This window comes from Methanobrevibacter sp. AbM4 (genome assembly GCF_000404165.1).
Taxonomy (GTDB): domain Archaea; phylum Methanobacteriota; class Methanobacteria; order Methanobacteriales; family Methanobacteriaceae; genus Methanarmilla; species Methanarmilla boviskoreani.
In genome coordinates this window covers 291,216-305,934 of record NC_021355.1, presented here as the reverse complement: position 1 = coordinate 305,934, position 14,719 = coordinate 291,216, and the positions used below count along the sequence as shown (strand labels likewise).

The 14,719-nt window shown below is 29.9% G+C and carries 11 protein-coding genes; 6 read left to right on the top strand and 5 right to left on the bottom strand.

Annotated elements, in window-relative coordinates:
• Positions 1–24 precede the first annotated feature (24 nt).
• Positions 25–528, top strand: a complete 504-nt coding sequence (locus tag ABM4_RS01205) for a tryptophan-binding regulator TrpY (protein WP_016357864.1) — start codon at positions 25–27, stop codon at positions 526–528.
• 439 nt (positions 529–967) lie between these two features.
• Here the strand turns inward: ABM4_RS01205 and ABM4_RS01200 are convergent, their stop codons facing one another.
• Positions 968–1,237 (bottom strand): HypC/HybG/HupF family hydrogenase formation chaperone, encoded by a 270-nt coding sequence (locus ABM4_RS01200; protein ID WP_016357863.1) that lies wholly within the window; start codon positions 1,235–1,237, stop codon positions 968–970.
• Positions 1,238–1,498: 261 nt separating this feature from the next.
• On the opposite strand from ABM4_RS01200, the gene ABM4_RS01195 reads away from it, so the two are divergent.
• Positions 1,499–2,782, top strand: coding sequence for an NAD(P)/FAD-dependent oxidoreductase (locus ABM4_RS01195; RefSeq protein ID WP_016357862.1), 1,284 nt, complete (start codon positions 1,499–1,501; stop codon positions 2,780–2,782).
• A gap of 251 nt (positions 2,783–3,033) precedes the next feature.
• Positions 3,034–4,056, top strand: coding sequence for an SWIM zinc finger domain-containing protein (locus tag ABM4_RS01190; protein ID WP_016357861.1), 1,023 nt, complete (start codon positions 3,034–3,036; stop codon positions 4,054–4,056).
• Positions 4,057–4,173: 117 nt separating this feature from the next.
• Here ABM4_RS01190 and ABM4_RS01185 read toward each other — a convergent pair whose 3' ends face one another.
• The 4 genes from ABM4_RS01185 to ABM4_RS01170 all read right to left on the bottom strand — a co-directional run bounded on the left by ABM4_RS01185 (position 4,174) and on the right by ABM4_RS01170 (position 8,347).
• The gene (locus tag ABM4_RS01185) at positions 4,174–4,620 is read right to left on the bottom strand and encodes a hypothetical protein (protein WP_016357860.1); all 447 of its coding nucleotides are present in this window, start codon (positions 4,618–4,620) and stop codon (positions 4,174–4,176) included.
• Between the two features lie 33 nt (positions 4,621–4,653).
• Positions 4,654–5,739: a cell wall biosynthesis protein UDP-glycosyltransferase family gene (locus tag ABM4_RS01180; RefSeq protein ID WP_016357859.1), complete on the bottom strand. Its 1,086-nt coding sequence runs from the start codon at positions 5,737–5,739 to the stop codon at positions 4,654–4,656.
• 360 nt (positions 5,740–6,099) lie between these two features.
• Positions 6,100–7,038 (bottom strand): hypothetical protein, encoded by a 939-nt coding sequence (locus ABM4_RS01175; RefSeq protein WP_016357858.1) that lies wholly within the window; start codon positions 7,036–7,038, stop codon positions 6,100–6,102.
• Between the two features lie 247 nt (positions 7,039–7,285).
• Positions 7,286–8,347, bottom strand: a complete 1,062-nt coding sequence (locus ABM4_RS01170; protein WP_016357857.1) for an mRNA surveillance protein pelota — start codon at positions 8,345–8,347, stop codon at positions 7,286–7,288.
• Positions 8,348–8,559: 212 nt separating this feature from the next.
• Here ABM4_RS01170 and ABM4_RS01165 point away from each other — a divergent pair, with 212 nt between their 5' ends.
• From ABM4_RS01165 to thiC, 3 genes are all read left to right on the top strand, one after another.
• Positions 8,560–9,867: a prephenate dehydrogenase gene (locus ABM4_RS01165; RefSeq protein WP_016357856.1), complete on the top strand. Its 1,308-nt coding sequence runs from the start codon at positions 8,560–8,562 to the stop codon at positions 9,865–9,867.
• 697 nt (positions 9,868–10,564) lie between these two features.
• Positions 10,565–12,781 carry a CDC48 family AAA ATPase gene (locus tag ABM4_RS01160; protein ID WP_016357855.1) on the top strand — a complete coding sequence of 739 codons (2,217 nt, stop codon included), beginning with the start codon at positions 10,565–10,567 and terminating at the stop codon, positions 12,779–12,781.
• Between the two features lie 660 nt (positions 12,782–13,441).
• Positions 13,442–14,716 carry a phosphomethylpyrimidine synthase gene (gene thiC / locus ABM4_RS01155; protein ID WP_016357854.1) on the top strand — a complete coding sequence of 425 codons (1,275 nt, stop codon included), beginning with the start codon at positions 13,442–13,444 and terminating at the stop codon, positions 14,714–14,716.
• Positions 14,717–14,719 lie beyond the last annotated feature (3 nt).

Below are 14,719 nucleotides of genomic sequence, written 5' to 3'. Positions count from 1 at the left end.
ACAAAAAATGGGAGTGGAGTTAAAATGTGGGGAAAAATAAATGAAAAATTTCGAAAGTATCCTGCAAGAATCAGAGTAGTACAAAAAATGTTAGAACTAGGTATAAGAATCAGTGATGATGGAAAGATTTACTGTGGTGACTTAAAGATTAACGAAGCAGCCCTTGCAAAAGTATCCAATGTAGACAGAAGGGCAATAAAATCAACCATTGATTTAATTTTAGATGATAAGGAATTAAGTACCATATTCAAGAATATTGTTCCTGCAGGTACATTACTTAAAAACATTGCAAAAAGTTTAGGCCTTGGTGTAATTGAAATAGAATCCGGAGAAAAAAGTAATGGTATCCTTGCATCAACCAGTGCATTAATCGCATCTAAAAATATCAATATAAGACAAGCTTATGCTGAGGACACATATCTTGAAGAGGATCCTGTACTTACAATCATTACAGATGAGCCAGTACCTGGAGACATAATAAATGAATTCTTAAAGCTAGATAATGTTAAAAGGGTTTCAATTTATTAAATAAACCCTTTTCATTATTTTTTTATTCCGATAAAAAAACAATCAACTAATTCTACTCAAATGAGATGTTAAATCTAATTTTTAATTTAATTATAACTACTTTTATTCTAGACGGAATCACCATTAAATAAAGATCCATAAACTATTAATTATTAAATCCATGTTCATTAATTTATAATGCGTTTGTTTAAATAGATAATCCCAAAAGAGCAAATGAACTATTTTTACTTAAATTACTTAACTTTAAATCTAATATTTAAATATAAATATTTTAAAGCCAATTTTAAAGTTAAACATTAATCCATTAACAGTAAATAGTTTATTAGAATTTAGAAATCAAAAAACTAGAAAAAACCAATATAAAAATCAATACAATGTAAATAGAAAAAAATAAGACAAAATCAATAAAAGAGAAAAATTAAATTAGATAAAATTAAATTTAAGCCTCTTGAGAATGAGCTGCTTCCCATTCTTTATCCTCTTCATCAAGAACATCTAAAAGCTCATTCCATGCTTCCAAAGATTCTTTAGCTGCTTGTTCAGTTAATTTTTCAATAGCATAACCTGCATGAATCAAAACATAATCTCCAACTTCCACATCAGGAAGAAGATTTGTTCTAGCGGTTTGCCTTACTCCACCGAAATCAGCTGCAAGTAAATTATTCTCTTTATCTAATTCAACAACCTTAGCAGGTGCTGCAATACACATAGTACACACTCCTATAAATTATTTTTAAAATTATTAAAAATTAAAAAACCTATATATCAATCATTATTAACTTAATAGTTACAAGTATATAAAAATATTTAATCAAATCAAAAAAAGTATTACTTTAATAATTTTTATTAATAAAAAAGTCCAATATTAAAACCTTAAATAAAAATCAAAAAAAATAAAAAGGTTTTTTAAAACATAAACGAAAATAAGAAATGATAAAGAATTTCTAAAATAGAGATATGAGGTATTATCATGGAAAATATTGTTATTGGTGCAGGTCCTGCCGGAAGGGTAGGATCAATAGAACTTGGTAAGTTAGGTGAAGATACCATACTTATCGAGAAGAAACATATTGCAGGGACTTGTTTAAATGAGGGATGTATGGTTATTTGTGCTTTAAACAATGTTGTTCATCATTTAAACAATAATAGAAAATATGCTAATCACGGATTCTTAAAGGGAAATATTGAAGTTGATTATGAAGCGTTATGTGAAAAAATCAGGGAAACACAGAGAAAACTTAGATATATCGAACAAAAAGAGTGCGAAGAGGTAGGAAATAAAGTCATTTTTGGAGAGGCAAAAATCGACGGGGACACTGTTAATGTTAATGGTGAAAGCTTCCAATATAAAAATCTTTTAATCTCAACAGGAGGAAGACCATTCATACCCGATATTAAAGGTAGTGAAAATGGATATATAAGCAGTAATCTCCTTGATTTAAAAGAGATACCTGAGAATGTAAATATTATTGGAGGAGGAACAATAGCTACAGAAATAGCCAATATATTCTCCGGTTTCAAATCCAATGTCAATGTATTTGCAAGAAGCCAATTTCTAAAAGAAGTTGATGCATCCGCCAAAGATTATATAATGAAAAATCTATTAAACAACATCAATGTTTATGAAAATACAGATGCTGAAGAGATTAAAAAGGATTCCTTAATTACATCAAAAGGAGAATTTGAGGGAATTACCTTTATATGTACAGGAAGAGTTCCAAACTCAGAAATAGCTAAAGACTTTCTTGAATTGAATCCGGATAATTCAATTAAAGTCAACAATATGATGGAAACAAGTAAAGAACATGTTTATGCTGCAGGAGATGTTACTGGAGGATATAAGTTTACACCAGTTGCAAGAATGGAGGGAGTAACAGCTGCAAGAAATATGGCAGGATACTCACAAATAGTTGATTACAAATATATCCCCGAATCAATAACTCTTGATATGCCTGTAAGTTTTGTAAAAAGCAATGATAAGGTTGAAACAGAAAGTATTGAAATACCAGGATTGGCAGGACCTGACTCATTCTGGAATATATTAAATGGAGATACGGGATATACAAAAATAGACATTAACAAAGAAAATAGAAATGTTGAAAATGTTTTCTCAATTTCCCCATCATCAGTAGATGATGTTGCATATATGACTATGCTCATGACCCTTGGTATGGATATGGAAGACTTTGATGAATTCTTAGAGATTCATCCATCCACAGATGCAGTTTCCAAAATAATGAAATACATGTATTAATCATTTAAAATTTATGGGCAATTAAAGAATATGATTTAATGTTCTATTAAATTATATTCATTTTCCATATATTTTAGAAGAAATGAAATTCTTTAGATAATTAAGAGATTTATTTAATAGCTAATTAAAGATATTGAAACTGACTTTAACCACTATTTTTATAATATAATTAGCTAGATTTTATTAAAAATTATAAATATTAAAATCAAAGATTTACCTACTTAGAAGATCAATATAAATGAGGTGTAGATATGGAAGAGGCATGGGAAGGTTTATTTACAAATAAAGTCTTGGAGAGGGGAAGATTATATTATATAGAAGGACGTGTGGAATTACTTTCCTATGAAAACACATATCTTACAGCTGAGGTATATGGAACAGACTATTATAATGTTACAATAGAACTTACTGAGAATTTCATAAAAGGTATGAGCTGTGATTGTCCTTATGCTGCAAATCACAGATATTGTAAACATATGGCTGCGGTCCTATATTCCATAGAAAACAGTAATCTGATTCTTGCAGATGACAATAGTGAAAATGAGACCATAAAATCATTAATCGATTCCGCTGATGAGGATAAGCTAAAAGAGTTTTTAGATGAGATTTTAGAAAATGACATGAGTCTTAGAAGGGAATTCAAATTTAGATTTAAAGGAGAACTTTCTAAAGAAGATCAGGATTTCTATAAAAACAAGATCAATTTAATGTTTAATTTTAATGGAGAATTTCTTGAAACAGACTATATTGAAATTTTAGATAATTTAGAAATTAATCTACTGGAATTTATAGAGGAGGATATTGAAGAACTGTTAAAACATGAAAAATACCCTTTTATTTTCGAACTATTTAAGAACATCTATAGGCAACTTTATTTCTTAGTCGAAAATTACAACAATGAAAATACAGAAGTTTATTTTAAGGAAATAGGACGTCACTCATTTAAAATACTTAATAAATTAGTAAATTCCAGTATTGACGAGAAATTAAAGGACAATATATTTAACTGGAGTTTAAAAAAATTAGATTATAATATTTCCAGTCCATTAAACAAATATTTAGAATCCATTATAATATATAAATTCGATAATCCTTTTTATATTCTAGAGAAAAACGATTTTGCAGATAGAAAGATTGAGGAATACAAAGACAATAGGGATAGTGATGATTTTAAGAACATTATTAAGTTTAAATATAAAATTCTAAAATCAGAGGGAGCAGGTAAGAAAAAAATCAATAGATTCCTATCTAAATATAACTATAAAATAAATTAACCATTAAAAAATTAGAAGACAGTTTGAAAAGCTTAAACCAATAAAGAAAATTAAGTGCAAGTAAAAAAAAGGTTAAATGAAAATAATTAGTGAATAAAGAATAAAATAGCTAATTATTTAAATAAATTTAACCGAATTAGCCATTCTATAACAGGCATCCTCATTAACATATTGAACCCTTACACAGGAATTGTTATCATCAGAATACACAAAACAATTGTAATAGCTTATAATTCCCCCGTCTTTATATATTGTAAGGTTACCTCTCTTAATTTTAGAGTTATTAACCAATGATTTAATATTACTATCACAGTATACCCTTTCTGTTTTATTAGTTAAATCATAATAAGATACAATAACCTTATTAGACTCATAACTTACCAGATTACTGTCATTCACTATTCTTGAAAAATGAAAAGACTCTGGAACATCCATTGTAAAATTATCCTCAAAGTTATGATTTACATAGTTAAAACTCTGATATGAAGATAATACCTCACTAGCAAAAACCAATAATATTATTACAATGAGTATTCCAATTCCAACTTTAATCCTTTTATCCATATTCCACACCCAAATAAATATATAGAGAAAAAACTATTTTCGAGCTTCTTTTATAATAATATCACTTATTCTATCTCTAGAACCGGCAATTTTAGAGCCATATTCATAAGTTTTTGACTTTACATCTTCAAGATTATCCATCACATCCTCAATAGCACTGGCCAGATTATCGTTATCCGCCTCAAAAACAGCTCCCCTAAAGACCTGAGCCATATTATGATAACGACCATATTTAACTCTTAGAAGTGCGATAGTTGGAAGATGACAAGTCATAGCCTCTGAAAGCATCATACCATCATCAGTTAAAACTGCAAGATCTATTAATTCATATAAATCATTTATCCAATTAATATAACCTAAATAAATCATATGTTCCTCATCAAACCAATCATAATATTCATCTTCAAGTGGAAGGCCTACCAAAACAATATTATATTTGTCAGTTAATTTAGAATAATCTGAAACACCACGGGCCATTTTCTCAAAGATTGTTGAACCTGAGGAGAATAAAATCGTTTTTTTGTTTTCATCAAATTCAACGGCATTTGGATTTTTAGATTTTACATCCTTACAATGCTCCTTAATTTTTAAAATAGCCTGATTTTTATCTCCTTTTTGAATAGTAGGTGCTACTGGAAAATAGGATCTGTAAACATTCTCAGGTATTTGACTTTGTCTAAACATATGTGCCTCTGGAAATACAATACAGGTATTAAGTTTAGTACATACTTTAGTATCTAATGGAGTGCTTAATATTCCTACAGCAGGAGTATGAGTAATTTTAGCGCCCAAACAACCGACCACTGCACCTCCACCAATAATTCCAACAACAACATCTGCTTTAGTTTTTTTAATTAAATTTCTACTTTGAAATGCGGCTTTAACAGTCTTAAATCCTGCTTTTAATGTTGTAAGTTTGTTTGCAGCATGACCTCCAGCCTGTGGAATTGATATTTTATGCCAGGAATAGCCATTCTTTTCAAATAATATTCCTGGAGCATTTGAATCAAGTACAAGCTCACAATCACATCCCTTTGATTCCAATGCTTTTATAATATTTAAACCAATAACAGCATCTCCACCTAAACCTCTACCAGTAACAAAAACTAATGCTTTCATTTATATCAACCAAAAATATTAATAAGGTATAATCCTAATTTTAAAAGATTCCTAAAATACACTTTAATAATTAGATATGATTTATTAAAAAATATACTTTTACAAAATTTACTTTTAATAGTTATGTATTTTCTAAAAAATAAATTAAATCATTCTATAAAAAATTTTAAAAAATAATCAGATAAAAAGTAAAAAAAAACTACAAAAAAATTAATGAATTTAAAAAAGATTAGACTTTAAACCATATAAAAAAGTTTTAAAAAATAATCAGATAAAAAGTAAAAAAAAACTACAAAAAAATTAATGAATTTAAAAAAGATTAGACTTTAAATTAAACTAAAAAAAAGAGAAAACAAGTGATTATTCATCATCATAATGAAGATAATCAGATGTGTGGGCTGCAGGATTATAGACTAATCTTCTTCCTCCAAGAGTTATAGCCCAATTACTTTTAACTTCAGGCTGTCTATTTTTCCATATTAACTTTCTAATATAATCCCCAAGTCCTCCACCGGTTAAGACATCCATCACATAATCACCAAAAACAGGATTTGTTAATCCCATTTTCTGAGCAAAGAATACTTTTAAGGTACTTCTTCTTACAAATGCAATCAATAGTGTTGTGACTACAAATAATATAATTGTTGCAGGAAGACCTCCAAGCATATAGAATGAAATACCTAATGCTATTGCAAGAGTATGGTTTCCCACTTCACCTAACATGATTTTGCCTGTAAAATCAAGAGGGCAGTATGCGAATGTTGCAACAATTATTAGAAGTGGAGTATAAAATGCAGGTATCTCGGAAATTGGACCTGTATTTAATATTAACATCAATACTAAAACAACCAAACTCATTATCATTGTTACCATACAACAAGAACCTGGCTGCATATCAGAAATATTGACCGGTTGTATTAGCAATGCAATTAATATTGATGAAACACCAAGACCTAAATAGAAACCAGCAACCATTACCAGAACCATACCAATTCCACGGGATAACTGTCCCCATTCCATATTAGAATGTCCTATTTTACGTCTACCAAGTAAATCATCCACCAATGCAAAAAGACCCATTATTAAAACAAGGTTATTAAATTTTCCTGGAATGTAAAAACTTAAAACTATAAACAATATTATACCAACACCACGAGGCGTACCTCCTCGAACATTAGGATAAAGATTATGAATTAGACCTTTTTCACCTAAACGCCTCATAACAATATCCAATAATCCAGTTACAATAAATGTTATTAAAAAAACCTGAATTAATGCATAATAAATTCCCGTATACATAAAATAACCTATAATAAATTTTTAAAATAATAATTTATTAAAAAACAAACTAAAATAAGTTAACGAATAAATTAATAAATCATAGCACATATAATTTATAAATTTAATATTATATAATTCTTTTTAAATACTTATTTAAAAAAAATAAATTTTTAATTAAAATAATTAAAAAAAACATATAAAAATTAAAAAAAATTAAAACAATAAATTAAAGTCAATTCAACATATAAAAATGGGAAACATAAGGCTATGATATGGGATACCTTAACACGGCAGCGACTCCGCCTAAAGCCTGAAGTTGTTCTCCTCCTTCATGTTCACTACTAATAATAGTAACCTCCCCACCCATATTCTCAGTCAAATCCATGATCTTCTCCAGATTATCCGATCTGATATTTAAATCACGTACTAACAGTTTTTTTACTGCACCCATGTTTACTGCATTTTCTACCTGACTCTTACCATACACAACAAGTTCATGATTAGTGGATAATAAGGTTAGAAGATTATTGACATCCTTCATCTCAAATGCAATCCTATTTTCAGCAGATAACTTTTCAACGGTACCTTTCCTTAATACCTCCTGGATACCTACCCTTCCACCAGAGCCTGTAGATTCCAATATGGATTTATCTGCAATCTCAGGATAGTTATCTTGAAGGAATTTGAAGAAATCATTTTTCCAAAATCCAGGTCCTGCAATAACGATGTTTTGAATATCATTAAATTTAAATAAAGACTTTACAATACTCTGATAAAATTTAACCAGATTTTTACTTCTATTCTTGTCCAAAACCTGTTTTCCTGAAATATTACCAATTATCGGACCATAATATTCCAGGCCATATTGGCGGATCAAACCAAATGTGGCAGTATCATCCTCAATTAAAATTATAATAGCTGATAATTTTTTAGAGGCTTTAATTGCCTTATTCAATCTATCCATCGTCCACTTGGACCATTTCTCTTTTCTGATTTTTAATGGAGTGTTTAATTTAACCTCGATAGTATGATGAGATCCAAGTGGTATAAGATCTTCAGGGCCTTTTGTAATAGAACCTGTAAGACGTAATTTTCCTGTAAACATGTGAAAACTTATGGATTCCACGTTAACTTCAAGTGTAAAAGTTTTTTTAACCCCCCTATCACTTCTAAGTTTATCGCCAGTAGTATCCTGAATACGCCTTGTAGTTTTAGATGTAACATAATCACCTTCCTCAACAATGTGAGATAAATGCCAAAGATCATCTAATGTTTCTGGAATAACCTCTATTATTCCCTCCTTCTGATTTTGATAACCTATCTTCATCATTACACCTACCCAAAATTTCTAAAATAAGAATTAATATTTCACCAATAAAAGAAATAATGTTTTAAAAAAATTAAATTAATAATATATATTATATATAATTATATTAACAGTTTTAATAATATAATTTATTTAATTTAGATTATATTAATTATACTAATTTAAATTGATATTGGTATTATTTTATTTTAATAATAAGTAGTGTTGGTAATATGGAAATTGGAATAATAGGTGGAACTAATGGACTTGGAAAAAGTTTAGCTTGCTATTTAAAACGTGACAACTTTAATGTAACAGTTACAGGTAGAAACCAGAAAAGGGGTTCTGATGTAAGTAATAAATTAGGTGTTAAGTATACTGATGACAATATAAAAGTTGCGGAGAATTCTGATATTCTAATTATTTCAGTTCCAATATCCACCACTGAGAGCATAATAAAAGAGTTAGGTCCACATATGAAAGGCGGATCTTTAATGATGGATGTTACCTCAGTTAAAACAGGACCAACATATACCATGAGGAAATATCTACCTGATGATGTTGAATCAATACCAACACATCCTGTCTTCGGACCTCGTACACCTGGTTTTGAAGGGCAGGTCATAGTTTTAACACCACTTGAAAAAGGTAAATGGTATCCCAAAGTTTACAATTACCTCAAAGGTAAGAATATGAGAATTATTGAAACCAATTGCCAACATCATGACGATATGATGGGAATAGTTCAGGTTTTAACTCATTTCTCATATATCTCAATTGCATCCGCCATTGAGAAATTACATATCAACATCAAGGATACGGAACCTTACGAAAGTCCAATATACAATATTATGATTGATACGATTGCCCGTATTACTGCACAGAATCCGTATTTAACCTATTCCATTCAATCCGAAAATAGAAATGGTGAGAAAATTAGACAGGCATTTGCAGATGCAGTACTTGAACTTAAAGAGGTACTTACAAGAGAGGATGATGAGGAATTTAGAAATATTGCAATAAGGGCAACAAAAAATATGGGGGATGTCAAGGCTGCCCTTGGAAGAAGTGATAAGATTATTGAATCTTTAAGTGAGGAAGAGAACAAACTATATAAATCAATTGGATTCGAGATTGGTCTAAAACATATTTACTCTGGAAAGGTTCATGTGGGAATTGTTAAAGAAATTAAAGACGGTTTTGTAGTACTGGACGATAATACAAGAAAGGAAAATAAACTTAAAATAGCCAACATCAAAATATTATCTGATGAGGAGTTATTCAAATGGAAAAAAACCCATTGGAAAATACATACCATCTCAGTAAGCTGTCTTTTTTTAAAAGACTCCGATGCAGAAATTATCAAAGAAACAATATCAAAATTACCGGATATTACCTCAGTCAAATTAACTGAAATCTATAATGGCCCACAAATAGATGAAGATAAGATTAGTTATACCTATGAAGTTAAAAGTTTAAGTAGTGAGGGTTTTAACAATGTCTACAAACTAATCGAAGGTTTTGGCGGTAAAATAAGATAATCCAATTTCTTATTTACTTTTTTTAAATTTTTAGTTTGATAACTAATAGAATATATAATCTATTATTCAATTAAATAAAATCAATAACTAATATAAATAATATAACCAACTATAAACTACTTTTTTTAAAAATTACACATTACCTTTTTAAAATTAAATAATTATTTCATTTCCATCAACTATTTTAAAAAAAAAGATTATTTAATTTACATATGTTAATAATCAGTTTATCTTAATATAAAATTTGATATAATCAAAATTTAAGATTCTAAAAATTTATTGAAATCTGATTCCTACTCACATAACACCAGAATATAAAATCAATTTTTTATAAAACTTTTAGAATATTTAATAAGAAAGTATAGGGAAAATAAGAAAAAGTAATACTTAATATAATAAAAATTATTACAAAAACCGAAACCTTTATATATAAGTACATACAATCTATATTATAGTTACTACAAGTAACTAAAAAAAATTCAAAATAAAATACTAAAATTAAAGTTAAATTAATATTTATTTTTGAATTTTATCATTTAGAATTCATAATTATTATTTTAAATCATAAAAGCATGTAAAAAATTAAAAATAAACTTAAATAATATTTTAAGTACCAAAGGTTAATAAACTTAAAATATGATTTCAATTTTATATTATTAATATTTTATAGGCTTGAACAATTAAGGAGATGGTTATTATGGCTGACACAAATGATAAAACTCCAACCTTAAAAGTTGCAGAGGCATTATCTCAAAGAGATATTGGTCAGGGTATCGTTAGGATAGATCCTAATGCAATGAGTGAACTAGGTCTTCAGGAAGGAGATTTAGTTGAAATTAAAGGATCAAAAACCACAGCTGCAACCGTTGTATCTTCACAATCTGATATTGGTCTTGGAATTATTAGGATGGATGGAACTATCCGTAAGAATTCAGGGGCTTCAATTGGTGAGGAAATTGAAGTTAAAAAGACTACTGCAAAAATAGCTAAAAAAGTAGTTCTTGCACCAACTGAAAACAATGTTAAAATCCAAGGTGACATTAGAGGATTATTCTTAAATAAAGTTATGACCAAAGGAGACATTATTGGTTCAGGAATTAAACCTCCAATGATGCATAATCAAACTGGAAATCCAATCGATGATATGTTTAATAGCTTCATGGATATCTCCCCTATGGGTGAATTAAAATTCGCCGTAGTTCAAACTCACCCTACAGGTGTTGTAAAAATTGGTCCAAATACACAAGTAGACCTACAAGATCATCCGGTAGACATATCTAAACTTGAAGGTGTAACCAATCTTGTAAATGTAAGTTACGAGGATATTGGTGGTCTTAAAGAAGAGGTAAGGAAAGTAAGGGAAATGATTGAAATTCCTCTTAAAAGGCCGGAACTCTTTGAAAGATTAGGAATTGCACCACCTAAAGGAGTCTTAATGCATGGACCACCAGGTACAGGTAAAACCTTACTTGCAAAAGCAGTTGCAAGCGAAAGTGATGCTCATTTTATCTCAATTAACGGACCTGAGATTATGAGTAAATATGTAGGTGGATCTGAAGAGAACTTAAGGGAATTCTTTGAAGAGGCTGAAGCAAATGCTCCTTCCATCATATTTATTGATGAATTAGATGCAATTGCACCTAAAAGAGAAGAAACCCAAGGGGAAGTAGAAAGAAGGACAGTTGCACAACTTCTAACCTTAATGGATGGTCTTAACAGCAGAGGACAAGTAGTTGTTATTGGTGCTACTAACAGACCAGATTCATTAGATCCTGCACTTAGAAGACCTGGAAGATTTGATAGGGAAATTGAAATCGGTGTTCCTGACAGAGATGAAAGGAAAGAAGTACTTGAAATCCATACAAGGAATATGCCTTTAAGTGATGATGTGGATCTTGATAAAATAGCTGATAGCACTCATGGATTTGTAGGTGCAGATTTAGAATCATTATGTAAAGAAGCTGCAATGAGAGTTGTAAGAAGATTAATACCTGAGATTAATCAAAGTGACGAGGAGATTCCGGAGGAAACTCTTAAGAAAATCATTGTAACTAATGATGACTTTAAAGAAGCATTAAAAGAAATTCAACCTTCTGCTTTAAGAGAAGTTCTTGTCCAAATCCCAGATGTTAAATGGGATGATATTGGTGGACTTGAAGATGCAAAACAAGAGTTAAAAGAAGCTGTAGAATGGCCACTTAAATATCCGGACAAATTTAAAAAATTCCATGTTGATCCCCCTAAAGGAGTATTATTATATGGACCACCAGGTACAGGTAAAACCTTACTTGCAAAAGCAGTTGCAAGCGAAAGTGAAGCAAACTTCATTGCAATTAAAGGTCCAGAACTCTTATCCAAATGGGTAGGAGAATCAGAAAAAGGTGTAAGGGAAGTATTCAGAAAAGCAAGGCAAACTGCACCAACAGTTATCTTCTTTGATGAAATTGATTCCATTGCAAATACCCGTGGAACAGATGCTGGAAGTTCAGGTGTAACTCAAAGGGTAGTAAATCAATTACTTACCGAAATTGATGGTATGGAAGATTTACATGATGTAGCAATCATTGCTGCAACTAACAGACCAGATATTATTGATCCTGGTCTAATGAGACCTGGAAGATTTGACAGACATATTAAGGTAGACACTCCTGATGAGGATAGCAGACTTAAAATCTTCAAAGTCCACACAAAGGATATGCCTCTTGCCAGTGATGTAAATCTTGAAAAACTAGCAAAACATTCAGAAGGATATGTTGGAGCTGATATTGAAGCAGTATGCCGTGAAGCTGCAATGTTAACTTTAAGAAACAATATCGATGCTGATGAAGTAAATATGAAAGCATTCAACGAAGCTATGGAGAAAGTCAAACCTAATAAAAATGATCCTGGAGAGGAAATGGTACAATACCTCTAGATAAAAAAAGTCCTAAATAAATAGAATAGAAGTCCCGACAGGGACTTCTAATAAAATATACTCAGTAAAACTAGATGATTTAGAAGCATTGGCTTCTTAGAATAGTTAAAAAAATAACCTCTAAAAAATAATTAGAAATTAAGTCCTGAAAAAACCTCTAATAAACTTAATTTCTAAAATTTATATTATTATCAAGAAATAAATAAAAAATCTCTCAATTTATAAAGTCTATAATATAAAACACATAAATTAAATCACATAAAAAGCTTAACTACCATAAGCTTAAATGTACAAGCAAAACACGAAATTTAAATAAAAATTAATATTATATATTTCAACCTCTAATATAAATTATAATATTAAAGTCCATAAAATCTCCCTATAAAATAGAAAGTGAGAATCGGATTTCTGTAATCTGGTTCTCATTTTTTTATAAAACCATTGTAATACTTTTTTTAAAAAAAATAATAATCAATTTAATAAATAAAAATAGACTTCTTTTTATTAAAAAATATAAACCAATAAACAGATAAGTATAATTGATTTAGACTATTATAAAAATAAGATAAATTTTTATAGATTTTATTATTAAAGAAGAATTAGGATAATAATCTTTATTAAAATAGAATTTATTTTATTATAATTATATGAAGTGATGAAATGACCCAAATGACAGAAGCTTTAAAAGGTAACATTACTCCGGAAATGGAAACAGTAGCAAAATTTGAAGAAATTGATGTAAATAAGATTTTAAGAGGAGTAGCTAATGGTACTATTGTAATACCAAAGAATGTTAACCGTGATACAGATGTAAGGGGAATTGGAACAGGACTTACAACAAAAGTCAATGCAAACATAGGTTCTTCAACCAAAATTGAGGATCTTGATTTGGAAGTAAATAAAGCTAAACTTGCAGTAGAATATGGTGCAGATGCAGTTATGGATTTAAGTACAGGTCCAAAATTAAATGAGTTTAGAAAGGCCATATTAGATGCTGTAGATATTCCAATAGGAACAGTACCAATATATGAAGCAGGCGCCCATACATTAAATGCCAATAAAGAAATTATTGATATGGATCCTGATTTAATCTTTAAAGTCATTGAAAGTCAGGCAAAGGAAGGGGTTGACTTCATGACATTACACTGTGGAATTACCAAGGAACTAGTTCCTAAGATTCAATCCCAAAAAAGAAAAATGGGTATAGTATCCCGTGGTGGAACCTTCCTTGCATCCTGGATATTACACAATGATATGGAAAACCCATTATATGAAAACTATGATTATCTATTGGAACTTGCACTTGAATATGACATCACTTTAAGTTTAGGTGATGGACTACGTCCAGGATGTCTATCTGATGCAAGTGATATACCTCAAATACAGGAATTAGTAAATCTTGGAGGCCTTGTTAAAAGAGCCCAAAAAGTAGGTGTACAAACAATGGTTGAAGGACCTGGACATGTACCTTTAAACCAGATCAAATCCAACATGGAACTTGAGAAAACATTATGTCATGGAGCACCATTCTATGTACTTGGACCGATTACAACCGATTTAGCACCAGGTTATGATCATATCACCTCAGCAATTGGAGGAGCAATAGCTGCATCAAATGGAGCCGATTTCCTATGTTATGTAACCCCTGCGGAACACCTATCATTACCATCACTTGAAGATGTTAAAGAGGGAGTAATAGCTGCAAAAATAGCTGCAGAAGCTGCAGACGTTGCACTTGGAAATGAAAAAGCTTTAAAAAGAGAGGAAGAAATGGCTGATGCAAGACGTAAATTCGATTGGGATAAACAATTTGAACTTGCATTTGACAAATCAAAACCAAGGGTATATAAGGACAAATGTGAGATAGAAGACAAAGAAATGTGTGCTATGTGTGGAGAGTTCTGTGCTGTAAAAATAGCTAAAAACGATTTCTGAAGG